This is a genomic window from Ruegeria sp. BHSA163 (genome assembly GCF_059613365.1).
Map to the genome: position 1 here is coordinate 1 of NZ_JBXWSJ010000020.1, position 24,512 is coordinate 24,512.

Sequence of the window (24,512 nt, forward strand, 5' to 3'; positions counted from 1 at the left end):
CCCTTGTCCGTGTGAACAGTCCATGTGCCATCGTCATGCTGCGTCACGCCAGTCGCCGGGCAAAAGCGAATAATTTTCTGGCCTAAATCCCTCGCACCCTTGGCAAGTGCCTGGGTCAACTGCGCGGGGTCGATGTCACCGTCGGTGGGATCGTACAATACGCCCTCAAGGTCGTGAGTTTCAAGAAACGGATAACGCTCCTTGGCCTCTTCCGGCGTCCACATCTCCATTGGGATTCCCTGATAACGGCCCATGGACATGGCGCGCTCGAATTCTTGCATCCGTTCTTTACTGTGCGCCAGTCGGATCGAACCCGAAACGTGGTAGTTCATAGGGTAATCGACCTCTTCAGCCAAACGTGAATACAGCTCGGTCGAATACCGCTGCATGTTCATGATCGCCCATGAGGTCGAGAAAGTCGGCACATTGCCAGCCGCGTGCCAGGTTGAGCCTGCGGTCAACTCATTCTTTTCCAGCAGAACGCAATCTGTCCAACCCTTCTTGGCCAGATGGTACAGCGAAGAAGTCCCCACTACTCCGCCACCTATGATAACCACGCGGGCTTTTGTCGGAAAATCACTCATTGCTTTTGATCCCTGTTAATGTGCCCGTTGGGGCAAGTCGTCCGTGATGTCGTAATAATCGCCCTTATCGGCGACAAAGATGTGCTTTGAGAGCATTAGGCCCGTAGGCGCGCTAAGCGCGCCCATGGAAATTGAAATCGTGTCCTCGTCATTGTGCTGCCAAAACAGGAACGAGCCACAAGCGTTGCAAAAACCGCGTCTAGCGCTGTCTGATGCGCAAAACCACTGCAGCGTGTCATTGGCGGTAAAGTTCAGGTTGTTTTGATCAGTCCAGGTCGAGGCCCAGACATGACCAGATTGCTTGCGGCATTGACCACAATGGCAAACTGACGGTGGCGATAGATTTCCGTCAATCGTGAACGCAACCGCGCCGCACAGGCAAGATCCATTGTGCATGAAGCTACCCCCTTGTTGCTGGCGCGGAACTGGCACCCAGCAACACGCCGTATGAAATAAAGCAGGCCGCCATTATCCGGCGGACCCAGACGTTGAACACCGCTCCTAGTGCTGCCTTGCCCATCAAAGCGCCCAGCAAAGTAAACCCCGTGTAGCTGAGCGTTGTAATGACCAGAGCGGTGGGCATGATCACCACCATCTGCTGCCAGATTGGGACGTCCGGCTGCACAAACTGCGAAAAGGCGGCAAGATATCCTGCAACGCTTTTGGGGTTTATCGTCGCCACCGCCAACGCGTGCAGATAGACATGCCGTGCGGGTCGTTCGCTGGCTGGTGCGGGCTTAGTCGCGTTCATCCAACCGCGTATGCCGACCCAGATCAAAAATCCCGCTCCAACAAGTTTGGCGATAAAAAAACCAGTTGGGGAGGCCGCAATCAGGGCGGTAATACCCACCGCCGACAGGACCAAAAACGCGCTAGCCTGTGTCAGGATCGCCAGTACCCCAAGCATGGCCTTTGAAAAGGGCAAGCTCATCCCATTCGATATACAATTTACTGCATTCGGCCCGGGGGTCGTAACAAATACCACCCAGAACAGCGCAAATATCGTCCAGGCATCAAAACTCATTAATACACCGGGGGCGCGATAACCCAGACTGCGACAGCGGGCTCATCATAAGGGTTTTCCCATCGATAAGGTTCATTTTTTATTCGAAAACTGTCGCCGCTCCCAACGGTGAAGCGATGCTGTCCGATAGTCAAATCAAGACGGCCGGACACCATGTATCCCACTTCCTGCGTCGGCCTGTCAGCCGGGGTCTGCATTCTGGAATGTGGCTCAAAGGTAGAATGCACCATTTCAAAATCGTCAGTTAGGTCCGGAGAGAGCAATTCTTCGATTAGTCCTTCTTTTCCCGAACCCATTGGCCGACGCGTACCTGACCGAACGACATAACCCTGCTCGTTTGCTGGCGCAGCCGAATGGGCAAAAAGCATCGACATTGGGACATCTAGGCATTCCGCGATCTGGCGCAGATCCGAAATCGAAGGATCTGACAAATCTCGTTCTACTTGACTGAACCAACCAACCGACCGTTCCAAGCGCGTCGAAATCTCGGTCAGCGTCAAACCACGCGCCTTTCGCAGGGCGCGGATGTCAGCCCCGAGTGTCGCTTTTTGAGGCGCTTGACTATTCACCGGCTTTCCGAATCTCATGAAAAAACTGTGCTTAATTTCACGATGGCGCGAAATGCTGAAAAATCCAAGCTTTTTTTCATTTGCAGTCGCGGGTTGCCGCAGCTAAGCGTCGCGTATGTGGATTATGATAACCTATCTGTGGGCGATCAACTGCCTGACATTATTAGCTTTCGGCTTTGATAAATTACGTGCCCTTCGCCGCAAACGGCGAGTTTCCGAAAAACGTTTGTTATTGTTGGCAGCCGTCGGAGGAAGTTTGGCCGCTTTGTTGGGAAGTTGGATTTTCTCCCACAAAACACGAAAACGCGGATTCTCCGCGATTCTGTTAATGATAGTTGTCCTTCAAGGCGCGGCGGTCTTCCTACTAATTACTCAGGGCGTGCCCCAAATCAGTTGATTGCCGTATTTTTCCCCATCGCGCGCAGCGGCTGTTACAATGGCGTGATCTCTGTGTTTTCAGGGATTTCAATGCTCAATAGAGGGGTGGATGAAAAATGGACAATGGTATCGGGTTTTTTGACATAGTTTGGTCGATCTTCTGGCTGTTCCTGATGGTCGCTTGGTTCTGGGTAATGATAAGCGTGGTCGCGGATGTGTTTCGCTCCAAAGACCTTAGTGGATTTGCCAAGGCCGTCTGGATCGCTTTTGTGATTCTGATCCCGTGGCTCGGTGTCCTGGCGTACCTGATCGTACGCGGCGACAAGATGCATGAACACAATGTGCAAGCAATGAATGACATCGAACAGGCGCAAAAGGATTACATCCGCTCTGTGGCTTCAGTTTCAGCGGCCGACGAACTTGAACGCCTTTCGGCGTTAAAGGAAAAGGGCGTCCTGACCGAAGAAGAGTTCGCCTCTCAAAAAGCCAAAATTTTGGGATAAACAAACGAAAACCGGCAGGGCAATTGCGCTGCCGGATTTCACCTTGCGAAGACATCTTTGAGAATCAAATCCAGTGACCGGGCATCCTGCTCAGTGAAAGCATCTGGTTGGTCGCTGTCTATGTCGAACACGGCGATGATGTCCCCTTCTGAATTCTGCACAGGTATAACCAACTCGGATCGCGTCGACGATGCACATGCGATGTGTCCCGGAAAGGCCTCTACGTCCGCTACAAGTTGCACCTTTCCAGTTCGTGCCGCCGCACCACAGACACCCCGATCAAACGGTATTACCAAACATCCATGCCCACCCTGATAAGGGCCGATTTTCAGCAGTTCCGGTTCAGTGACGCGATAGAACCCAGTCCAGTCGAAACGGTCATCAGAGTGATGCACTTCGCATGAGATCGTTGCCATCAAGGCGATCTGGTCGGACTCACCATCCGTCAGAGCGGCTATGGTCTTAGCCAAAGTGTCGTAGTCAACTATCATATTGCACTCAGTTTCAAAAATCCGGGACGCAGTGCTCCGATTGTGCTGCGCCAATCGTACCGCATTATTTTGTATCCCCTAACGCGTCAAACGCGTTCGATTGCAATTGCTGTGCCCTCTCCTCCACCGATGCAGATGGCGGCAACGCCTCGCTTGAGGTTGTGCGACTCCAAGGCATTCAGCAGGGTTACCATAATCCGGGCTCCGGACGCTCCGATCGGGTGACCCAGTGCACAAGCACCTCCGTTCACATTAACTATGTCACGAGGCAGGCCCATTTCGTGCATAAAGGCCATTGGGACGACAGCGAAGGCTTCGTTGACTTCCCATAGATCCACGTCCTCTTTGTCCCAGCCAATGCGATCCAGAAGTTTTTTTGCTGCCGGAACTGGTGCCGTGGTGAATAGACCTGGTGCCTGCGCATGGCTGGCATGTCCAAGAACACGTGCGCGAACACTTAGCCCACTGGTTTCTGCCGTCTCCGCCGAGGTTAGAACCAACGCTGCGGCACCATCAGAGATTGACGAGGAATTGGCCGCCGTCACCGTTCCGTCTTTGCGAAAAGCCGGCTTCAGCGTGGGAATTTTCTCAGGCCGTGCTGATTTGGGTTGTTCGTCCGAATCTATCGTGACGTCACCCTTTCTTGAGCGTACGGTCACTGGGGAAATTTCACGGTCGAAGGCACCACTTTCTTGCGCGGCCAATGCGTTTGAAAGGGAACGTAAGGCATATTCATCCTGCGCCTCGCGCGTGAACTGATAGGACTCGGCACAGTCTTCGGCAAAGGTTCCCATCAACCGGCCCTTGTCATATGCATCTTCCAGTCCGTCAAGAAACATGTGGTCAACGACCTGACCATGACCGATCCTCGCACCGCCGCGCATTTTGGGCAGGAGGTAGGGTGCATTCGTCATGCTTTCCATTCCGCCGGCGACAATCGTTTTGACCTGTCCCAGCGCGATCTGGTCAAACGCGATCATGGCCGCCTTCATTCCTGAACCACACATTTTATTCAGTGTCGTCGCGGGGACTTCTTCCGTCAGACCAGCTGCAAACCCAGCCTGACGAGCTGGGGCTTGACCCTGCCCGGCAGGCAGAACACAACCCATCAGAACTTCGTCAACGACCTGTGCGCCAGCATCGTCCAGCGCTGCGCGGATCGCAGTCCCGCCCAGTTCAGCCGCAGGGACACCTTCGAACATGCCCTGAAACCCACCCATTGGTGTTCGCGCGGCTCCTGCAATCACTACGTCTTTCATTTGATGCCTCCCTCCGATTTTCACTTCTTGGATACCGAATGGTAAGAATTGCCGTCTAGCGTATTTCTACGATCCGCTACCAACAAAAGGGCAGGTATCCATGGGGCTCAGCAGCAGAACGACCGAAGGCACGCAGATCATCACTGTCCAATGCGACCGCATCGATGCCGCCATGGCCATCCAGTTCAAAGAAGACATGCGCGCGGAAACCGAAAATGACACCCGACGCGTTATTTTGGACTTATCCAATATGGAATTTATTGATTCCAGCGGACTCGGGGCCATCGTAGCGTCGATGAAGCAATTGGGTGACGAACGTCGGCTTGATCTGGCAGGCCTGCACCCTGTTGTTGAAAAAGTCTTCAGATTGACCCGCATGGATACCGTGTTCAAACTCTTTAATTCTTTGGACGAAGCTCTGTCGGCAGGTTCAAACTGACCTCTGTCAGGAGTGGGGAGTCGTGAAGCATAACTGCGAACAAGACAGCATGGAACTAAGCTTCCCGGCGACCGAGGTCGAAGCCAGTGTTGGCATCGCAAAGCTACGTAACCAACTGACGGCACATGGATTGCCTGCGGCGCGCGCCGACGATGTCAAAATCGCTCTGGCAGAGGCAATTAACAACGTAGTGGAACATGCCTATGCCGGCATGCCACCAGAAACAGTACATATTAATTGCATGATGTGCCGGGAAACGCTGGAGGTTCGTATCGAGGACACTGGTCATCCGATGCCAGGACTGAAACCACCTGACGGAAAACCACCTGTGATTGGGAACATTCGGCAGGATTTGCCTGAAGGTGGGTTCGGTTGGTTCCTGATTCACCAGCTGGCCAGTAAAATCAAATACGAAAGGCATAAAGGATACAATCGGCTGAGCCTTTGGTTCGACTTCCCAAAATCAGCCTGAATGGCCTCAAATGGTCACAATAACGCCCAGATCGCACCATTGTCGCGCCGCAAACGAACGCGATTAATAAGGTGTAGCTCAGATAGCTTCCCTCGGCGCCAAGCGTCACAGCCCCCACCCAGTGAACGGCGCCGAGGACCTCTCTCCCCCGACATCATTGGAAAATCCTCTTCGCGGTCTTAGTGTGTGCCCGATACGAAAGGGAATGACTTCATGCGTGACTTGCATTTGCCGGGCCGATCCTCAGTTCTGGCGACTGAGGGGATGTGTGCCACATCGCATCCGTTGGCGGCCAAAGTGGCATTGGACATTCTGGCTCGTGGCGGGAATGCGATGGACGCCGCAATCGCCGGCGCCGTTTTGTTGGGCATCTGTGAACCGCAGATGACTGGCCTAGGTGGGGATTGCTTTGTTCTGTTCAACCGTGCAGGCGAAAACACGGTACGCGGGTTAAATGGTTCAGGCCGGGCACCTGCGGGTGCAAATGCTGAGACTTTGCGGGTTAGCGGAATGACTTCGGTTCCTTTGTCGAAACCCGATGCCGTAACTATCCCCGGAGCTGTGGATGCATTTTGCCACCTATCCAAGACCGAAGGGCGGCTTGGCTTGGATGAAATCCTTCAACCAGCCATTCACTACGCCGAAACAGGCGTGCCCGTAGCCCCACGCGTCGCCTTCGATTGGACCCAAGCCGAAACAACTTTGCAGGGCGTCGCTCGCAAATACTATCTTCTGGACGGCGTCGTTCCAAAGGTTGGTCAGTTATTTCGTGCACCAAAGCAGGCAGAGGTTTTGCGCCGAATCGCCCGCGATGGGCGCGATGCGTTTTATTCCGGAGAAGTTGCCGAGGATATGGTTGACGCGCTAGTCGCGCGAGGTGGCAAACACCAGGTCCAAGACTTTGTCTCTGTTCAATGCGATGAAACTGTACCGGTCAGCACCGAATATGGTGGGTTCGAACTGTTAGAACATCCCCCGAATGGTCAAGGAGCCACAGCGCTTTTGCTGTTGAACATTCTGAGCCACTTCGATGTGTCAATGATGGACCCATGGGGCACAGAACGCCTGCACCTGGAGGCTGAAGCCACCAAACTTGCCTTTGATGCACGTAATCGATTTATCGCCGATCCCGACTATTCAGCGAGAATCGAGCATTTTTTGGCCCCTGAAACTGCAGCGCGACTGGCAGCACTAATCGATCCCAAACGTGCCATGCCGGCCCCGGCCCTGCTTACCGAGGCGATACATAAAGATACAGTCTATATCACCGTGGTCGACCGGGACCGCATGGCGGTGTCGCTGATCTATTCAATCTACCACAGTTTTGGCTCGGGGATCGCATCCGAGAAATTCGGTATCTTATTTCAGAACCGAGGCGCAGGGTTTACTCTGACACCCGGACACCCAAACGAACTTAGCGGTGGAAAGCGACCGATGCATACGATCATTCCCGGTATGGTGCGCAACGACGACAAGGTTTTGATGCCCTTTGGTGTTATGGGAGGCGCTTACCAGCCAACGGGTCATGCGCGCTTTCTATCGAACCTCACCGATTTTGACTTTGACGTTCAGCACAGCGTGGACGCACCGCGTGCCTTTGCCGATGGAAACATTCTGAAAGTCGAGCGAGGCTACCCTGACAGTGTTCGGCTACAATTGACGGACATGGGCCACAATGTTGAAGTTCCCAAAACACCGCTTGGGGGCGCCCAGGCGATACGAATTCGCGACGACGGGGTTCTGGAAGGCGCAAGCGACCCGCGAAAGGACGGTTGCGCCCTTGGATTTTGACAGCTTAGGCCCTTCGGCCATTAAAGCTCAAAGATCAATTTAATTGAAAGTGCAGCGGATAAGATCCGTCCTGAAAAGGGCCAAACATATTTGGAATATCGGGGTGGTCCACAGGTTCACCGGACTGGTCTTCGATCAAATTTTGTTCTGAAACATAAGCAACATAGAAGGATTGATCGTTTTCCGCCAGCAAGTGGTAGAACGGCTGATCTTTCACAGGCCTGCTGTCCTCGGGGATGGCCTCATACCATTCCTCCGAGTTCGCGAATTCCGGATCCACGTCAAAAATCACCCCTCTAAAAGGATGTCTGCGATGTCGAACCACCTGGCCCAGGCGGTACTTAGCTTGTGTCTTTAACATTGTTTCAGCCCCCAAAGTATTTACTACAACTTTCCGAACTGAAATGCCAATCCTTGATCACATTTTCCGGGAAACAGTCTGTGAACCTCTTAACTACAGTCTTCGAAATTGTGGCCCCTGTCTTCTTGTTGGCGGGGATCGGATTTGCGTGGGTCAAACTGGGATTCGAATATCGTCTGGAGTTTGTAACGCGCTTGGGAATTACGCTTGCGCTACCAAGTCTTGTCTTTGTCGCATTGATGCAGACAAACATCCCCAGCGGGGATCTGACCGTGTTTACGCTCGCTTCAATCGCCATACATGTAGCATTAGCTGCTGTGTTTTGGGTTTTTGTAAGGATAAGTGGTCTTGAAAAACGCACTTACCTCGCCCCCCTGATTTTTGGGAACACCGGAAACCTTGGGCTGCCCTTGTGCATATTTGCATTCGGTCAAGCCGGTCTGGGGTACGCGGTTATTTTTCTGGCAGTTACCGTTTTGCTTTCCTTCACATACGGAATTTATCTGGTGGCGGGACAAGGTGCCTTTGGCAAAGCGGTGCGCGAGCCGATGGTTTGGGCCACACTGCTTGGTGCTGTGTTTCTCTGGCGCGACTGGGAAACTCCGTTATTTCTGACGAACACGCTTGATCTGCTGGGGCAAATGGCGATCCCACTAATGCTTATTACCTTAGGCGTAGCTGTGGCACGCCTGACAACGAAGAAGTTGCGACAAGCAATCTGGATTTCGGGTTTGAAGCTGATGGTTTGTTTTGTCCTCGGCTGGGTTCTGGCCGAAGTTTTCAATTTGGAACCGATTGCGTTCGGTGTTTTGGTTTTACAAGCCTCCACCCCAGTTGCCGTGACATCGTATCTTCTCGCCGAACGGTTTAAGGCGGACGCAGACGCCGTCGCCGGGCTGGTCATGGTATCGACAGCCCTGTCCGTCGCGGCATTGCCTATTATTCTGGCGGTTATTCTGTAACGATTGTGATTTCCTCGGCCTTCAATCTTTGCTAGAATAAAGAAAAAAGGCACGAGGCACATGAGCAGAATTCTTTTCGTACTCTTTGGGGTGCTTTTTTTGGCATCCTGTGGGGGCGGGTCGAACAAGCCGCCCAGCAGATTGAACGACGCGTGCAGTATTGCACGTGAGCGGCCGGACTATATCAAAGCATTTGAAAAAACGGAACGCAAATGGGGCGTGCCCGTTCACGTTCAGATGGCGACGATCTATCAGGAAAGCCGCTACAAACACGATGCGCGAACACCGCATAAATACGTACTGGGCGTCATACCAATGGGACGTCAAAGCAGTGCCTATGGTTTCAGTCAGGCCCTGGACGGCACTTGGGATGAATACAGGCAAGAAACTGGCAAGCGCCGCGCAAAACGTGACCGTATTCGCGATGCTTCAGATTTCATCGGCTGGTACATGAACAAAAGCTATGAGCGGAACGGTATCCACCCCAGCGACACGCGTAACCAATACTTAGCATACCACGAAGGCCACAACGGATTTTCACGCGGCAGCTACAATCAGAAGTCCTGGTTGTTGAACGTGGCAAGTGACGTGGACGCGCGTGCGCAGCTCTATCAGTCGCAACTAGCAGGTTGCCGCTACTGAATTCGCGCGGATCAGCGATCGTCTGATCCGCGTTTTTTGTTGTCAGAAAACAGGCTTTGATCCAGTCTGCCACCTTCTGTAAGCGGACCCAATAGAACTGTGGTTTGGGTACCGGCATTGTCGTGTATCACCCATTTGCGCAGCTCAATCGGATCACTCGTAAACATCAGTTCGATTCGACCGTTTTCCGGGTTTTTGGGGTCTTGCGCTGTCACCACGGTGGCTGTCCCATCGAATTCATGACCGACCACCATGTTTGCTTGTCCTAGGTTAACGTTCCTTGCCAAAACTAAGGACAAAGGAGTGCGCCGCAGCGGATATTGCTCCGGCGGCTGGTTGGACTTTGCATCATAAATTAAAACCGATCCGGAACGTGCCAGAACAACCGCATCGTTCGGCGCATCATACTCGAATCTCATCTTACCTGGCCGCTGCAGCCACAGCTTTCCGGTACTCAGCGTTCCGTCGTCATTCACCTGAGTAAAAGTCGTCTGAACGGTATTCAGACTGTTCAGGTAATTGGATATCTGCGACAGCGGCAGCTTATCAGCAGCCCAGGCTGTCGGTGCGGCCAGCGTCAAAGCTAAGGCAAAGGCTATCTGTTTCATGCTCTAACAGATAGGCGCTCTACCCTTGATATGGAATATCTTATTGCTCGGGTACGAGGATTTCGCGTTTACCGACATGATTTGCCGAGGAAACAACACCTTCGTCTTCCATTTGCTCTACTAGCCGCGCTGCCTTGTTGTAACCAATGGCGAGTTTTCGCTGAATGTAAGAGGTCGAGCATTTGCGATCCTTGATCACAATGGCCACCGCTTGATCATAAAGGGCATCTTCTCCACCCGTATTTCCACCTGTATTCAGCCCAAGAACGGCGTCAATGTTGTCAGCCTTTTCTTCCGTCGGACCATCCACGACTCCACCGACGTAATCCGGCGGACCGTATTGTTTTAGGTGGTTGACGATTTCCTCGACTTCTTCGTCCGAGACAAACGGGCCGTGGCAACGGGTGATCTTGGCACCACCGGCCATGTATAACATGTCACCCTGACCCAATAGTTGTTCGGCACCCATTTCGCCAAGGATGGTGCGGCTATCGACCTTTGAGGTCACCTGAAATGAAATCCGGGTCGGGAAGTTTGCCTTGATCGTACCGGTGATTACATCAACCGACGGGCGCTGCGTCGCCATAATCAGGTGAATACCAGAGGCCCGCGCCATCTGCGCCAGACGCTGGATGCAAGCTTCGATTTCCTTGCCAGCAACCATCATAAGGTCGGCCATTTCGTCCACAATTACGACGATATAAGGCATCGCCTCAGGCGCGAATTCTTCGGTTTCGAAAACTGGCTCACCGGTTTCGTCATCGAACCCGGTTTGAACAGTCCGGCTGAACAACTCACCTTTTGCCAGCGCGTCCTTAACCCGACCGTTGTAACCGGCAATGTTGCGAACACCCATCTTGGACATCTTGCGGTAACGGTCTTCCATTTCTCCTACCACCCACTTCAGAGCTACGACCGCTTTCTTAGGGTCGGTCACCACGGGTGACAGAAGATGCGGAATACCATCGTAAACTGACAGTTCCAGCATTTTGGGATCAATCATTATCAGGCGACACTCGTCCGGAGTCAGCTTGTACAGCAATGACAGGATCATGGTGTTGATAGCGACTGATTTACCGGAACCAGTGGTACCTGCAATCAAGAGGTGGGGCATTTTAGCGAGATTTGCCACCACGGCCTCGCCACCAATGTCCTTGCCCAGCGCCAACGGCAGGGCTTGGTTCCCGTCACCAAAGTCGCGGCTTGAGAGGATTTCACGGAGCACAACCATCTCTCGGTTCTCATTGGGCAGTTCGATACCAATAACCGATCGTCCGGGTAGGGTCGAAACACGCGCAGACAAGGCCGACATCGAACGGGCGATATCGTCCGCCAAGCCGATCACACGACTGGCCTTCAAACCAGGGGCGGGTTCGAGTTCATACATCGTAACCACGGGTCCCGGACGAACGCTGACAATCTCACCTTTGACGCCATAATCATCCAAGACGTTTTCCAGCATCCGAGCATTTTCCTCCAATGCCTCATCACTCAGATGGTGACGCAGAATGTTGGCAGGGTTGGACAACAAACCCAGGGGCGGAAGCTCAAAATCAGAGTGCTTTTCTTCAAACGACAAAGCCGGTTGTGCCTCGGCCTGCGCACGGCGCGACGGCATGGGTGTGCGGCGGACCGGTTGCGCCACCACGGGCTTGCGCGGTTCGGCAACGGGGATTTTCATAGACTGACGTGGTGAAGGGTTCGCCGCAGAATCATCTTCAAAAACTGAATCGTCTTCATCGTGCCCAAATTCATCACCGTGCGGGTCTTGCCAGTCGTCTTGAGTGTAACCAGTCATCGGCGGCTCAGGAGGCAGCCCAGTTGATGTCAATGAAGGTTCTGGCGGCAAGTCCCCTGCGCGCTCAGCATTCAGGATCAAAGGGTCAGGTCCCCGACCGCGCCCTTTTGTCAAAGGCAAACTCGGATCTGGCTCCGGCCTCATTTCTCCTGCTGCCACTTTGCGGCTACGCACTGCGGCCGAAATTTTGGACCTGATCCGGTCCTCCCCTGGCATATCTTCGTAACCTTGCACTGGTTCTTGGGCCAGAAGTTCTGGCTCTGGCATCGGATCCGGGCGGCGGATCAATGCGGGCATACGGGCCAGTAATCCAGTTTTCCGCGTGGGTTCCAATGTTTCAGGCATGGGTTCATCAAAACTCGGATCCGCATAAGCAAGATCATCTTCGAAATCGGCCAGTGCTGGTTCCACCCGATCGGTCTTGCGTTCAGCCCATTGAGCTCTGCGGTCGCGAGCCGCCTGTGCCGTAGCCGATGCCCCACGACCCAGCATGTTCATCAAAAGGTCGTAGGACATAACCAGACCCAGCAAAAAGGCACGGAAACCGCGTTTGACATCGGCTTTGGTGAAACCCAACACGAATACGCCCAACGCCAGCATTCCGATAGCCATTGCCAAGGACATCATTTTGACCATTAGCTGAGACGATATCGGCAAAAGTGTCAGCAATGCGCCCATGACGGTGTCACCAAACAACCCGCCCAACCCATAGCTATGCGTTGCACGCCAAGCATCGCCGGGTACAAGCGTTGCCGCATAGACCGAAACGATTGCGATCCAAATCGGCGCAAATATCAGCCGGGCAATCGCGCGTTCTTCGGAAAAATGACCGGTGAAGCGAACCCCCCATCCAATCAACACCAACGCAATACCCCAGCTGCCCCATCCGACGATCATGAACAATGGCGCGGCGATAGAAGCACCAATGCGGCCCATCCAATTTTGCACCGGCGCATCGGTGGACACCATCCAATTTGGGTCATCAGGCGTATAGGACCAGATCATCGCGGCCGCGGCCATGCCCAGCAAGACCAAGGCAATCCCGATCAACTCCTTGCTACGCCGTTCGATCGCAGCCTGCGTGGTGCTGTCCAATAAGGGGTCGCGATTGCGCGCGTTCAATGATGCCATTTTGCCCTCGTACCTCACGTATAGATGCAGTCGCGTAATGTGGTCAGCCCGCGCTGCAACTCTGCTTTTGGGGCCACCAATGCGACCCGAATAAAGGACTCGCCCGGGTTTTGCCCCGGATCACCTTGTGAAAGGTATGCGCCAGGTAAAACCCGGACCCCAGTTTCCTTCCACACCTTCAAAGCGGTTTCTTCTCCGCTATCGACCGGAAGCCATAGGAAGAAGCCGGCTTTGGGAGACATATAGCCTTGCACACCTGCAAATATTTCATCCGCGATCGCGTACTTTTCCTGGTACTGAGCCCGGTTTTCCCTGACGTGTTCCTCATCCGCCCACACCTTTGCGGCGGCAGCCTGAAGGGGTAAGGGCAAAGGCGCACCGGCATAAGTGCGCAATTTTTTTACGTGCTTAATCGTTTCTGCGCCGCCAGCGATCAATCCAGACCGCAAACCAGCCAAATTTGACCTTTTTGACAACGAGTTGAACAGTGTGATCCGTTCCGGGTCTGCGTCCAGCTCTTGCGCGACAGTCAGAATCCCGACTGGTGCCTTGTCACGGTAGATTTCAGAATAACATTCGTCTGCAAAAATGCGAAAATCGTATTTCTCGGCCAGGCTGATCAGAGTAGCCCAATAATCACGCGACGCGACCGCACCCTGAGGGTTTGCGGGAGAACAAATATAGGCCACAGCGGTTCGATTCAGCACATCTTCAGGCAGGCTGGCATAGTCAGGCAAATGACCCGTCGCAGCCGTTGCAGAAACGAAATATGGTTGAGCACCCACCGAGATCGAAGCCACCATATAGACTTGGTAAAATGGGTTGGGGCACAAAATGATAGGTTGCTGACCGTTTTTTTGTTCAGGACACAAGGCCATAGCAGCGTTGTACAAGCCCTCTCGGGTGCCGTTCAAAGCCATCACATTGGCCTCGGGATCCATCGTCACCCCATAGCGGCGACCGATCCAGTCAGCGATGGATTCGCGCAACTCAGGCGATCCCTCGTTCGGCGGATATCCCTGAAAACCAGCCGCGTTTTTCATCACGACATCGGTAACCCAAGATGGAAAATCATGGGTGGGAGCACCGATTGTCATATGAATTATCTCACCGCCCGGCTGATGATGATCCAACAGAGCGCGAAGACGCGGAAATGCATATGCCGGTAGGTTCGAAAACCGCTCGGGGAAATTCATGCCAAGTGCCTCAATGCCGGGGTCATTTTCGCCCCGTTTTCTAGCAGGTTACAGATCGAACCGGCCCTCGTCCAGACAAAGAGGTTCCGAATCAGGGGATTGTGGCATTCAAGCCAGCACCAATTCCGCAGCCGCGCCAAGCCTCAACAGGGCCTCCTCGGAACCCGGATAACCCAACAGCATAAGCCCACAGCTGGCCGTTCCAGTAGGCAACGTAAGGGCCGCCAACCCCATTAGATTTCCGATCCGAGCGTTTCTCAGTGCCAGAAGATTCTCGGTAACGTAATATTCGTGATCATTCATCAACCGTTCCAGATTCGGCGGCAAAATCGGCGCCGTCGGCGCAAGCACGGCGTCAAAACTGGCTGTCGCCGAATCCCAAGCACTGCGACATGCTTTCAGCTTTGACCAAGCCGCAATGTAATCAGGTCCTGAAAAAGAGGCCCCTGTTCGAAACCGTTCCAGAATTTCGGGATACATGGCGTCGGGATTCGCCTCGATGACGTCGCGCCACAAGCCGTAGGCTTGCGTCGTATACAAAACGCCAGCTAGACCCATTGCTTCCTCTAATTCGGGCACTTCCAAGGGCACGATTTCAGCACCGGTAGATTTTATCTTGTCCAAGGCTTCCGCGTATGCTCGGCTTGGAGCCTCACGTACATCATCCTGAGCAACCGTCTGAAGATCTGCAAATCGGCGACCCTTCAGTGACGCGCCGCGCAGGTCAGTCGGATTGATGCCTTCCATCAGGGCCAGCATTTGCGCGGCATCCTCGACGGATCTGCTCAGCGGGCCTACGGTGTCGAACCGAAGACACAAAGGTACAACTCCTTCGAGACTTAACCGTCCCGAAGTTGTTTTTAGACCAACCAAATCATTCCAGGCCGCTGGAACACGCACGGACCCGCCCGTGTCGGACCCGATTCCAATTGCCGCCAAGCCCCACGCGACCGAAGCCGCCGCCCCAGATGATGATCCGCCGGGAACAGCATCTTCGTCGTGGACGCAGGGTGGCGTTCCCGTAATCGGGTTTAATCCGAGTCCCGAAAAGGCCAGCTCGCTCATATGGGTTTTCCCCAGACAGACCGTGCCCATGGCCGTTGCGTTGCGCACAACTTGCGCGTCTGCTTCAGGAACCCGTCCTTTCAAGAGGGCCGAACCGGCTTCGGTTTCAGTCCCGGCCGTATCGAACAGATCTTTCCAGCTGATCGGCACACCATCCAAAAGTGATCGCCGCAACCCGGATTTGACGCGTTCTTTTGCAGCCTTAGCTTCGGCCCTTGCCCGATCATGGGTCACCCGCGCATAGATCGCATCTCGGTGTGGGTGATCGTCAATCGCAGCCAGATAGGTTTCAGTCAGGTCCCGTGGATCAATCTGCCCCATACCAATTCCGCGACCCAGATCACATGCCGTCATGGTTAACCAGTCTTGCATCCTGCAACTCCCAAAATCACGCTTTCTCGGGACGGTAGCGACAGGACCGCACATGGACAATCCCGAAAGGGCACGCATATTGCGGATCATGACAGAGGCATCAGATATCTTAATCGTAGGTGGTGGACTGAACGGCGCTGCCCTGGCTCTCGCGTTGGCTCAAACCGGACACTCGGTCACCATCATAGACTCTTTAGCCGAGACAACTCGCAAGAATGCCGCCTTTGATGGCCGGTCCTACGCGTTGGCCTTGGCATCGCAACGACTTTTGGCAGCCATAGGTGTTTGGGAAGAAGTCGTCGCGAATGCCCAACCGATGCTTGAGATCAAAGTGACAGATGGGCAAGCAGGTTTCGGCCCGTCGCCATTCTTTATGCATTTTGATCATGCCGAGATCGAAGAGGGCCCGATGGGTTTTATGATCGAGGACCGGCATCTGCGACGCGCCTTTTTGGAGTCCATGCAAGGGTTCGCGGCAATCACCCGGATAAGCGGCAGGTCTGTCACCGCTCAAGGCCATTCAGATGCCGGCGTGGCCATAACATTGGATGATGATGCAGTTATCCAAGGTAAATTATTGATTGGCTGCGATGGTCGCAATAGCGGAACAGCGTCTCGGGCGGGCATTAAGAGAACGGGTTGGGGTTATGATCAAACTGCGTTGGTATGTGCCATAGAGCATGAGTTGCCCCACTACGGCATCGCTCATCAATTTTTTATGCCGCCCGGACCTTTGGCCATATTACCGCTGACTGGGAACCGCAGTTCGATTGTGTGGAGCGAGCGCACGGAAACCGCCAAACGAATTAACGATTTACCTAAAGCTGAGTACCTCCAGGTGTTGCGCCCGCGATTTGGCGATTTTCTTGGCGATATCCGCCTGCAAGGTGATCGTTTCACCTATCCGCTCAACTTGTCTGTCGCCAACTCATTTATTGACAAAAAATTGGCACTTGTAGGCGACGCTGCCCACGGCCTGCATCCGATTGCCGGTCAGGGTTTGAACGCGGGTCTGCGCGATGTTGGCGCTTTGGCCGAGGTGCTGACTTTGGCCGGGCGGCGCGGTGAAGACATCGGTTCAGCCTTGGTGTTGGAACGCTATCAGGAATGGCGGAGGTTCGATACAACCACATTGGCAATGGCGACTGACGCATTCAACAGGCTGTTTTCCAACGATAACTCGTTACTTCGAATTGGACGCGACATCGGCATGGGTATCGTGGGATCGTTGCCGGGATTGCGCCGTGGTTTTGTGCGGGAAGCTGCTGGATTGACCGGGGATCTTCCTAAACTGTTACAGGGCCGGGCAATTTAATCCAGCTCACGCGCTTCGTCGACCAGCATTACCGGGATGCCATTACGGATTGGAAATGCAAGACCCGCGGCTTTTGACACTAGTTCCTGGCTTTCTGCGTCATAATGCAAGGTCGTATGGGTTTTCGGGCAAATCAACGCTTCAAGCATATGGCGATCAAAGGCGTGCTCAGGTTTGGTCATTGCAGCTTTTCCTCATTGGAACCACCGCGCATTGCGAACTCAATCAGTGTAACTAATGTTTCTCGCCGCGTTCTTAAACAGGGGGCCTCAAGCAAAGCCTGCTTATCTTCCGGGTCGAAGTCCAAGAGCATCGAAAGGGAATTGACCAGCAGTTCGTCATCTGCGTCTTTCATTGTCTCCCAGTCCGTCGATAATTGTCTGGACGAAAAAAAACGCTCCAACAAAGACAAGAATGCCGTCCGGTCGAATCCATCGTCTGTTTCTGACTTCCCAAGATCACGATCAAAGCCGCGCCAGGAAACAGCACAACGACGGTACGGCGTAAAACTGTCCAACTCTGAAGAAACCCGAAACCGCGAGATGCCTGTGAGGGTAATTAAATACCGTCCGTCTTCAGTCTCAGAAAACTGCGTCACACGTCCGGCACAACCGATTTGGTGAAGTTTGGTTTCGTCACCTTGGCAGGTGTTCGGCTGCACCATTCCAATCAGACGTTCCTTTGTTTTCAAAGCGTCGTCCAGCATCTGCAGATAACGCGGTTCGAAAATATGCAAAGGCAATCTGGCCCGCGGCAGCAGGAGTGCCCCGGGCAGTGGAAAAATGGAAACGGTATCCGGCAAATCGGCGGGATGCATCATAACCCGAGTCTAGCTCTGAATGGCGTTTAGGCAAATATCAACGAACTGAGTTTGCGGCGGCCGTTCAACACGATCGGGTCATTGGGTTTGAGTGCGTCAAATATGGTGAATAGCTGAGATTTGGCAGCACCATCATTCCATTCACGATCGCGCCGAAACAGTTCCAACAATTGTGCGACCGCTTCTTCGACTTCACCACTTGCATGTAGCGCCTGGGCTAAGTCGAATCGGGCCTGATGGTTATCCGGGTCTGCTTCTACCACAGCGGTGAGTTCACCAACCGGTCCGGCGTCAGCGGCTTGTTTAGCGAGTTCCAGTTGCGCATGCGCGGCCTCGATTTCCGGTGAACTCGAGATTTCTGCTGGCGCGCCATTCAAGATGGCCTCGGCCTGTTCTAGGTCACCAAGCGCGATATGCGCGCGGACCAATCCGCCATATGCCCCGGAATGGTTTGGGTCTTCACCCAAAATTGCTGCAAATGTTTGAGCCGCGTCGACCGCTGCACCGTCCGTCAGCATCTCTTCTGCAGCCTGAATCGCCTCGTCTAACTGTCCGCCAGGGCTTTCGCCACCTGCGGCCTCGATAACGCGGTCTACAAACGCCTTGATCTCTGACCCTGGCACGGCACCTTGAAAGCCGTCAACCGGCTGACCCTTGTAGAAAGCATAAACCGTTGGGATGGATTGAACACGCATTTGCGAGGCAATCATCTGAGCCTCATCAACATTGATCTTGACCATTTTCACCGCACCTTTGGCGGCAATTACGGCCTCCTCAAGCAGCGGACCCAGCGTTTTGCAGGGACCGCACCAAGGCGCCCAGAAATCGACAATTACCGGAGCTTCCTGCGAAGCTTCGACCACATCGGCCATAAAGGTGGTCTCAGTTCCGTCCTTAATCAGGTCGGTTGCTGCGGTACTGTCCGCGCCGTTCAGAAGATCCATGGCAATCACTCTTTGGATTCGATTTGGGCCTTATATGCAACCGCCAGACCTAGAAACCAAGGGCAGAATTGCAGGATTATTGATCGTCTAAAGGTCAAACGTTGCAAAAACCGGTGCATGGTCGCTGGGCTTGTCCCATCCACGCGCGTCCCGAAGCACGCGGCTGGAGTGACCCGAATTAGAGATGTCAGGCGTGGCCCAGATGTGGTCAAGCCGTCGTCCCTTGTCCGCCGCATCCCAATCACGCGCTCGGTAGGACCACCAACTGAACAGTTGTCCCTCGGGGATGTCCTGCCGGGTTATGTCGACCCATCCGCCCGCATCCTGGGTCTCAGCCAGATATTCCACCTCGATTGGTGTATGCGAAACGACCTTCAGCAGTTGTTTGTGTGACCAAACATCATCTTCACGCGGAGCAATATTAAGATCGCCGACAAGTATGGATTTTTCCGGCTTTTCCGCGTGGAACCAATCGCGCATGTCGGTCAGGTAATCCAGCTTCTGGCCAAATTTCTCATTGACTTCCCGATCCGGGACGTCACCACCAGCTGGAACGTAAAAATTATGTATCGTTACGCCATTCTCTAATTTACCAGCGATATGGCGCGCATGGCCAAGACCAGCGAAATCCTTGTCGCCCACCTCTTCCATCGGAATCCGCGACAGGATAGCAACGCCGTTGTATCCCTTTTGGCCACGGGCAATCATGTGGGTATAACCTAGCGCAGCAAATCCTTCCGTAGGAATCTTTTCCACCGGAGATTTACATTCTTGCAAACACAGAACATCTGGCGCTTCTTCTTGCAACAATTTCAAAGCGATAGGCTCGCGCAGCCGCACGGAGTTAATGTTCCAGGTAGCAAGTGTGAAAGGCATTAGGGGGATTCCTCTGTCGCAGTTAGCACAGACTAACGCGGTAGATTATCAGGTGCTATCGGAAAAGCTCTTCTATGAAGGGTGCCCAGTGGATTGGGGCGCATCATCACAAATTTCATACCAACAGGGTTTTTCCGAAACGAATTCGTGAAACTGAACTGTCAAACTGATGTCGCTGTCCAGCGCGTTGGCAGCTATGGGAAAACTGTCTTCGCTTGACAGAATTTCACCCAAGGAAGATCCGCAAATTGTACAGAAACATCTCCCATACTTGTAAGGTGCGCCCGGTTGATATGTCGCAACCTTGTCTTTTCCGGCAACCCAGTTCAAATCCTCTTTTTTGACAAAAACAATTGTACTGGCCCCGGCTTTTCGGCAACGAGAACAATGGCATGTACCCATTACAGAAGGTTTGGTCTTCAAATTGAACTTAACGGCTCCGCAACAACAGCTTCCATCAATCATTTCAAGAACTCCAATTTTAATCTTGAGGAACATTACAAGAACATTTAGCAAGGCACAATAGCTCTCGATGGTCTGCGGAAGGTTCAGATTAGTGCGGTGAAAAAAAAGAGCCGGGCCAAACGGCCCGGCAGTCCAACAGGGAGGTGCATGTCATAACCCGGACATGCGCGGGTTGGGAAAAACCCACTTTTGCATCAAGAGTATCACTTTGATCCGAACCAATCCAGCACGAGTCAAGAAACCAAACGATATCCGCCAGATTCTGTGACTAAAAGGCGAGCATTGGATGGATCAGGCTCAATTTTCTGGCGCAACCGGTAAATATGGGTTTCCAGTGTATGTGTGGTTACGCCCGCATTGTATCCCCATACTTCGTGCAACAATACATCGCGGGCAACAACGCCATCAGTCGATCTATAGAGGAACTTCAAAATATTCGTCTCTTTTTCGGTGAGACGAATCTTGCGGTCATCCTCGGTTATCAACATCTTCATGGCAGGCTTGAACGTGTACGGGCCCAAAACAAAGACTGCATCCTCTGATTGTTCATGTTGACGCAGCTGAGCGCGGATCCGGGCCAATAAAACGGGGAACTTGAAGGGTTTACTCACATAATCATTCGCACCAGCATCCAAGCCCAGAATCGTATCGGCATCGCTGTCATGACCAGTCAGCATCAGGACGGGGCTTTTGACACCCTGTTTACGCAACAGGCGACACAGCTCACGTCCATCCGTATCCGGCAACCCAACGTCCAGAATGATCAGGTCATAAATAGCCTCACGCGCACGCTCCATTGCGGATTGGCCATCAGAAGCTTCGAAAACATCGAAGTCCTCGGTCATAACCAATTGCTCACTTAGTGCTTCGCGCAAGTCCTCGTCGTCATCTACAAGCAGGATTTTCTTGAGCTGAGCCATCGCCGGTCCTCCTAAACCTTTTCCATCACTTGCGTTCAAAAGTTACAATCAACAAGATTTGCTGCAACCGACTCACGCCCTCGTGTCTGATGCGGAGGAAATGTTTCACATTTCGTCAGGATGGGAGTAGGAGAAGGGCGAAAAGTTATAGGGTAACATAAATGAGCCTCATTCCTGATATCACGGAGCTTTTGGCCCGCGCGCGAGCAGATTTACGCATGGGTCTGCCCGTGGTTATGATCGATGATGGCGGGGCTAGCGTTTTGGCTATGGCATGCGAAACAATGACACCTCAGCGTCTGGCCGATCTGCGTGGGATAGATGCAAACCCGGCAATTGCCGTAACTGTTCGTCGGGCCGAAACGCTCAAGGCCCGTGCTTATGATGGCGATCTCGCCCGTGTTGTGATCCCGGCAGACGCCGATCACAGCTGGGTTCAGTCTGTCGCCGATCCTTCGTCGGACCTAAGTGCGCCGATGAAGGGTCCGCTGATGACCGAGCGCAATGGCAATGCCAACCTGCACCGAATCGCTATCGCATTGACGAAATCCGCCCGACTATTGCCGGCAGCCGTTGTTGTCCCAATCGACAAAGGCCGAGAGTTCGCCACTGCGCATGGCCTGACATGCATAGACCACACGCGCGCCGCGCCTCATTTGGCGGATCGCAGCACTTTGCACGAAGTGGTTGCTGCACGCCTCCCAATGGAGGTTTCCGAGGCCGGGCGGCTGCATGTATTTCGCCCTGAAGATGGGGGCGAGGAGCATTATGCCATCGAAATCGGGCGCCCTGACCGCGACAAACCAGTGTTGGCCCGATTGCATTCGGCGTGTTTCACCGGAGATTTGATGGGCAGCCTCAAATGTGACTGCGGCCCACAACTGCGAGGGGCGCTGGCGCAGATGGGAGCCGAGGGTGCGGGCGTGCTTCTCTATTTAAATCAAGAAGGGCGCGGAATTGGTCTAGCAAATAAGATGCGTGCGTATTTCCTGCAAGATCAGGGGTTTGATACCGTCGAGGCCAACCACCGCTTGGGCTTTGAGGATGACGAGCGCGATTTTCGCGTGGGTTCTGACATTCTTAAGTCGCTGGGATTTGGTTCAGTGCGGCTACTGACGAATAACCCAGCAAAGATTGCAATGATGGAACGCACTGGAATAGCTGTAACGGAACGTGTTCCGCTGAAAGTCGGTGAAACAGCGCATAACCGGGGGTACTTGGCGACCAAAGCTGCCAAGTCGGGCCACTTGTTGTGACTCCCGGAGATTTAGTTCTAACCCCGAAGGGCGTTCGTTTTCTTGGTCGCGTTTTTCCCTGCGCAATCGGCAAGGGCGGCCTGAGCCGCGACAAGCGAGAAGGCGACGGAGCGACACCTGTCGGAGAACACTGCATTGTAGGTATGTTTTACCGTCCTGACCGCATGGTGCGCCCTGCCCGTTGGGCCCGGGCCCTTGGACCCAATGACCTTTGGTCGGACGATCAAACCGATGAGGCTTATAACCACTTGGTTCGCTCTCCGTATAATTCCAGCCACGAAAAGTTGCGGCGCGCTGATCCCTTGTACGATCTCGTGCTGGTGACCGATTGGAATTGGCCAAATGCCATACCGGGTCGTGGGTCCGCTATTTTCTTGCACCAATGGCGGCGACCACGTTACCCGACCGAGGGCTGTGTAGCCTTCCGCCGGGATCACTTACGTTGGATTGCACAGCAGATCGTTCCGGGCACCCGGTTGATTATCCCTGCGACTTGACCCGTTCCCCAAAAATGGCCGATCCGACACGAACGTGGGTCGCGCCCAGTGCAACGGCCGTCTCAAAGTCGCCGCTCATACCCATTGACAGACCTTCCAGCCCATTCCGGTCGGCGATCTTAGCCAACAGGGCGAAATGCAGCGACGGTTCCTCATCAACGGGCGGAATGCACATCAGTCCCAGTACAGGCAGCTCCAGATCTCGGCATTCTGCAATGAAGCTGTCCGCCCCGCTTGGCAAAACACCTGCCTTTTGCTCTTCTTCTCCAGTATTCACCTGAATGAACAGGTCTGGGCATGCTCCAATTTCTTGCGTCAGCCGGGCCAAGGTTTTTGCCAGCTTTGGGCGGTCTACGGAATGTATGGCGTTACACAGTTCCATCGCCTGCCGTGCCTTGTTTGTCTGAAGCGGTCCGATCAAGTGCAGATCGATGCCGGAATAGCGTTCTTTTAACGCAGGCCACTTTCCAGCGGCCTCCTGCACACGGTTTTCGCCAAAACAGCGATGCCCTTGTTGCAGAACTGCCTCAACCCGTTCATTCGGTTGCACCTTGGACACTGCAATCAGCTTGACCGAGCCCTGGGGTCGTCCAGCAGCGGTTTCAGCGTTCGCAATGCGGGTTTTGATGTCTTGCAGGGACATGGGGCCTCTCATCCAGCTTTCGCCGCAGAAAAACACCATGTTGCACAAAAAGAAAAGGGCAGGCCCTAAGACCTGCCCTTAAACATGTGGTTCAGGCCAACTTAGAAGTTGAACTGAGCACCAAAGTCAGCACGGACCTGGCCATCTTCGTCACCACGCTTCTGGCGGCCGATACCGCCACGCAGCGATGCGCCGCCGCCGAGGTCGTAGATGGCGCCGATACCATACTGCTGGTTATCGTTGTCAGCAGAACCGTCACCGTAAGCTGCGGTGATGGTTGTTGCCGCGCCAACGTTCCACGCCAGAGACAGACCATATGCAGTACCGTCCAGGTCATCGTCATCAACATCGTCGTCTGCAACAAACAGGGTACCACCGAAGTCACCCCATTCACCGCCCAGAGTCAGAACCAGAAGGCTCTCGTCGTCTACGTCAGTGCCGGAGTCAGTCTGACCATAGGCCAGTGCTGCGGTGATGTTGTTGAAGGTGTACGTTGCGCTGATGTCCCAGCGATCACGATCGTCGAAACCATCGGTGTCATACGATGCACCGAATGCGAAATCGCCAACTGCATACTGGAAGAACACAGCGTTTGCGCCTGATCCGGTCGACGAATAGCCAAGGAAGCCATAGTCAACGCCAGAGTACTGACCAATGAATGATTCCAGGCCAGGCTCGTTACCGTAGTAGTTCGCCAAGTTGTCGAACGCACCCGCAACGTTACCCGCGTCAACACGCAGACCGCCGTAGATTACCGAGAAGCGTGGTCCGTTCAGGACAGCTGATCCCGCTTCGCCGTTCGAAGCATCTTCGTCAGCCTGCATACGAACACGAGCTTCAAAGCGTACGCCACCGTCTGTTTCTGTGATACCGTCGATGTTCAGACGGAAGCGCGATACCAGGATGGTGTCGTCTACGTTGTCATCGGTCGAACGGTCTTCCAAATAGCCAATACCGAAGCGGCCATAACCGCCCAGTTTCACTTCTGCGGCTTCAGCTGCAACAGCGGTGATCGCCATTGTAGCTGCCGTTGCGAAGAGAACTTTTTTCATCTTGTTTCCCTCGGTTTCAAAGTTTTTCTACTCGACACATGGCACACATGCGTCTCAGCACGGACACCGTGTCGCTCTT

Annotated in this window: 29 protein-coding genes; 10 read left to right on the forward strand and 19 right to left on the reverse strand. The window is 53.7% G+C overall.

Annotation, left to right across the window (positions count from 1 at the left end):
- The 4 genes from AC2FNV_RS10960 to AC2FNV_RS10975 all read right to left on the reverse strand — a co-directional run.
- On the reverse strand, positions 1-584 hold a 584-nt coding region (locus AC2FNV_RS10960; RefSeq protein WP_496773281.1), incomplete at its 3' end, for an NAD(P)/FAD-dependent oxidoreductase.
- 15 nt (positions 585-599) lie between these two features.
- On the reverse strand, positions 600-980 hold the full coding sequence (locus AC2FNV_RS10965) for a GFA family protein (protein ID WP_170603272.1): 381 nt from the start codon (positions 978-980) through the stop codon (positions 600-602).
- 4 nt (positions 981-984) lie between these two features.
- The gene (locus AC2FNV_RS10970) at positions 985-1,608 is read right to left on the reverse strand and encodes a LysE family translocator (protein ID WP_170603270.1); all 624 of its coding nucleotides are present in this window, start codon (positions 1,606-1,608) and stop codon (positions 985-987) included.
- Positions 1,608-2,195, reverse strand: coding sequence for a helix-turn-helix domain-containing protein (locus AC2FNV_RS10975; protein WP_170603268.1), 588 nt, complete (start codon positions 2,193-2,195; stop codon positions 1,608-1,610). Before AC2FNV_RS10975 ends, AC2FNV_RS10970 begins: the two co-directional genes overlap by 1 nt.
- Positions 2,196-2,301: 106 nt before the next feature.
- On the opposite strand from AC2FNV_RS10975, the gene AC2FNV_RS10980 reads away from it, so the two are divergent.
- Positions 2,302-2,574 (forward strand): DUF1294 domain-containing protein, encoded by a 273-nt coding sequence (locus AC2FNV_RS10980; protein WP_254442521.1) that lies wholly within the window; start codon positions 2,302-2,304, stop codon positions 2,572-2,574.
- A 97-nt stretch (positions 2,575-2,671) separates the two neighbouring features.
- A complete protein-coding gene (locus AC2FNV_RS10985) occupies positions 2,672-3,058 on the forward strand; it encodes an SHOCT domain-containing protein (protein ID WP_170603264.1) in 387 nt (128 codons plus the stop codon).
- Positions 3,059-3,096: 38 nt separating this feature from the next.
- Here the strand turns inward: AC2FNV_RS10985 and AC2FNV_RS10990 are convergent, their stop codons facing one another.
- Positions 3,097-3,549 (reverse strand): GAF domain-containing protein, encoded by a 453-nt coding sequence (locus AC2FNV_RS10990; RefSeq protein ID WP_170603262.1) that lies wholly within the window; start codon positions 3,547-3,549, stop codon positions 3,097-3,099.
- A gap of 86 nt (positions 3,550-3,635) precedes the next feature.
- Positions 3,636-4,808 carry an acetyl-CoA C-acyltransferase gene (locus AC2FNV_RS10995; protein WP_496773285.1) on the reverse strand — a complete coding sequence of 391 codons (1,173 nt, stop codon included), beginning with the start codon at positions 4,806-4,808 and terminating at the stop codon, positions 3,636-3,638.
- Positions 4,809-4,908: 100 nt separating this feature from the next.
- Between AC2FNV_RS10995 and AC2FNV_RS11000 the strand changes: the two genes are divergently transcribed.
- From AC2FNV_RS11000 to AC2FNV_RS11010, 3 genes are all read left to right on the forward strand, one after another.
- Entirely contained in the window at positions 4,909-5,247 is a 339-nt protein-coding gene (locus AC2FNV_RS11000) for an STAS domain-containing protein (RefSeq protein WP_496773287.1), read from the forward strand.
- A gap of 22 nt (positions 5,248-5,269) precedes the next feature.
- A complete protein-coding gene (locus tag AC2FNV_RS11005; protein ID WP_367648126.1) occupies positions 5,270-5,719 on the forward strand; it encodes an ATP-binding protein in 450 nt (149 codons plus the stop codon).
- A 213-nt stretch (positions 5,720-5,932) separates the two neighbouring features.
- Positions 5,933-7,510 carry a gamma-glutamyltransferase family protein gene (locus AC2FNV_RS11010; protein WP_170603256.1) on the forward strand — a complete coding sequence of 526 codons (1,578 nt, stop codon included), beginning with the start codon at positions 5,933-5,935 and terminating at the stop codon, positions 7,508-7,510.
- A 34-nt stretch (positions 7,511-7,544) separates the two neighbouring features.
- Here the strand turns inward: AC2FNV_RS11010 and hspQ are convergent, their stop codons facing one another.
- On the reverse strand, positions 7,545-7,871 hold the full coding sequence (gene hspQ / locus AC2FNV_RS11015; RefSeq protein WP_170479681.1) for a heat shock protein HspQ: 327 nt from the start codon (positions 7,869-7,871) through the stop codon (positions 7,545-7,547).
- A gap of 80 nt (positions 7,872-7,951) precedes the next feature.
- On the opposite strand from hspQ, the gene AC2FNV_RS11020 reads away from it, so the two are divergent.
- Positions 7,952-8,833, forward strand: a complete 882-nt coding sequence (locus AC2FNV_RS11020) for an AEC family transporter (RefSeq protein ID WP_170603254.1) — start codon at positions 7,952-7,954, stop codon at positions 8,831-8,833.
- A 60-nt stretch (positions 8,834-8,893) separates the two neighbouring features.
- Positions 8,894-9,475: a transglycosylase SLT domain-containing protein gene (locus tag AC2FNV_RS11025; protein WP_170479204.1), complete on the forward strand. Its 582-nt coding sequence runs from the start codon at positions 8,894-8,896 to the stop codon at positions 9,473-9,475.
- A gap of 11 nt (positions 9,476-9,486) precedes the next feature.
- Here the strand turns inward: AC2FNV_RS11025 and AC2FNV_RS11030 are convergent, their stop codons facing one another.
- The 4 genes from AC2FNV_RS11030 to AC2FNV_RS11045 all read right to left on the reverse strand — a co-directional run bounded on the left by AC2FNV_RS11030 (position 9,487) and on the right by AC2FNV_RS11045 (position 15,645).
- Positions 9,487-10,083 (reverse strand): LolA family protein, encoded by a 597-nt coding sequence (locus AC2FNV_RS11030; RefSeq protein ID WP_170603251.1) that lies wholly within the window; start codon positions 10,081-10,083, stop codon positions 9,487-9,489.
- A gap of 40 nt (positions 10,084-10,123) precedes the next feature.
- Positions 10,124-13,012 (reverse strand): DNA translocase FtsK, encoded by a 2,889-nt coding sequence (locus AC2FNV_RS11035; RefSeq protein WP_496773291.1) that lies wholly within the window; start codon positions 13,010-13,012, stop codon positions 10,124-10,126.
- Positions 13,013-13,026: 14 nt separating this feature from the next.
- Complete coding sequence (locus tag AC2FNV_RS11040) at positions 13,027-14,208, reverse strand: aminotransferase class I/II-fold pyridoxal phosphate-dependent enzyme (protein ID WP_170603244.1); 1,182 nt, start codon at positions 14,206-14,208, stop codon at positions 13,027-13,029.
- Positions 14,209-14,316: 108 nt separating this feature from the next.
- Positions 14,317-15,645: an amidase gene (locus AC2FNV_RS11045; RefSeq protein ID WP_170603242.1), complete on the reverse strand. Its 1,329-nt coding sequence runs from the start codon at positions 15,643-15,645 to the stop codon at positions 14,317-14,319.
- 52 nt (positions 15,646-15,697) lie between these two features.
- Between AC2FNV_RS11045 and AC2FNV_RS11050 the strand changes: the two genes are divergently transcribed.
- The gene (locus AC2FNV_RS11050; protein ID WP_496773293.1) at positions 15,698-16,960 is read left to right on the forward strand and encodes an FAD-dependent oxidoreductase; all 1,263 of its coding nucleotides are present in this window, start codon (positions 15,698-15,700) and stop codon (positions 16,958-16,960) included.
- Here AC2FNV_RS11050 and AC2FNV_RS11055 read toward each other — a convergent pair.
- From AC2FNV_RS11055 to AC2FNV_RS11080, 6 genes are all read right to left on the reverse strand, one after another.
- Positions 16,957-17,142 carry a Trm112 family protein gene (locus tag AC2FNV_RS11055; protein ID WP_170479214.1) on the reverse strand — a complete coding sequence of 62 codons (186 nt, stop codon included), beginning with the start codon at positions 17,140-17,142 and terminating at the stop codon, positions 16,957-16,959. The genes AC2FNV_RS11050 and AC2FNV_RS11055 overlap by 4 nt on opposite strands.
- Positions 17,139-17,780 (reverse strand): LON peptidase substrate-binding domain-containing protein, encoded by a 642-nt coding sequence (locus AC2FNV_RS11060; RefSeq protein WP_170603240.1) that lies wholly within the window; start codon positions 17,778-17,780, stop codon positions 17,139-17,141. Before AC2FNV_RS11060 ends, AC2FNV_RS11055 begins: the two co-directional genes overlap by 4 nt.
- A gap of 26 nt (positions 17,781-17,806) precedes the next feature.
- Positions 17,807-18,724 carry a thioredoxin gene (gene trxA / locus AC2FNV_RS11065; RefSeq protein WP_496773296.1) on the reverse strand — a complete coding sequence of 306 codons (918 nt, stop codon included), beginning with the start codon at positions 18,722-18,724 and terminating at the stop codon, positions 17,807-17,809.
- An 87-nt stretch (positions 18,725-18,811) separates the two neighbouring features.
- Complete coding sequence (locus AC2FNV_RS11070) at positions 18,812-19,600, reverse strand: exodeoxyribonuclease III (protein WP_496773297.1); 789 nt, start codon at positions 19,598-19,600, stop codon at positions 18,812-18,814.
- A gap of 72 nt (positions 19,601-19,672) precedes the next feature.
- Positions 19,673-20,098, reverse strand: coding sequence for a GFA family protein (locus tag AC2FNV_RS11075; protein WP_496773299.1), 426 nt, complete (start codon positions 20,096-20,098; stop codon positions 19,673-19,675).
- Between the two features lie 200 nt (positions 20,099-20,298).
- The gene (locus tag AC2FNV_RS11080) at positions 20,299-20,985 is read right to left on the reverse strand and encodes a response regulator transcription factor (protein WP_170479230.1); all 687 of its coding nucleotides are present in this window, start codon (positions 20,983-20,985) and stop codon (positions 20,299-20,301) included.
- A gap of 161 nt (positions 20,986-21,146) precedes the next feature.
- Between AC2FNV_RS11080 and ribA the strand changes: the two genes are divergently transcribed.
- Together ribA and AC2FNV_RS11090 are read left to right on the forward strand one after the other, a co-directional pair.
- A complete protein-coding gene (ribA, locus tag AC2FNV_RS11085) occupies positions 21,147-22,241 on the forward strand; it encodes a GTP cyclohydrolase II (protein WP_170603232.1) in 1,095 nt (364 codons plus the stop codon).
- Positions 22,238-22,738, forward strand: coding sequence for a L,D-transpeptidase family protein (locus AC2FNV_RS11090; protein WP_496773302.1), 501 nt, complete (start codon positions 22,238-22,240; stop codon positions 22,736-22,738). The genes ribA and AC2FNV_RS11090 overlap by 4 nt, the downstream gene beginning before the upstream one ends.
- Here AC2FNV_RS11090 and AC2FNV_RS11095 read toward each other — a convergent pair.
- Positions 22,722-23,381 carry a YggS family pyridoxal phosphate-dependent enzyme gene (locus AC2FNV_RS11095; RefSeq protein WP_170479237.1) on the reverse strand — a complete coding sequence of 220 codons (660 nt, stop codon included), beginning with the start codon at positions 23,379-23,381 and terminating at the stop codon, positions 22,722-22,724. The genes AC2FNV_RS11090 and AC2FNV_RS11095 overlap by 17 nt on opposite strands.
- Before the next feature lie 101 nt (positions 23,382-23,482).
- Positions 23,483-24,433, reverse strand: coding sequence for a porin (locus tag AC2FNV_RS11100; protein WP_496773304.1), 951 nt, complete (start codon positions 24,431-24,433; stop codon positions 23,483-23,485).
- Between the last annotated feature and the right edge of the window lie 79 nt (positions 24,434-24,512).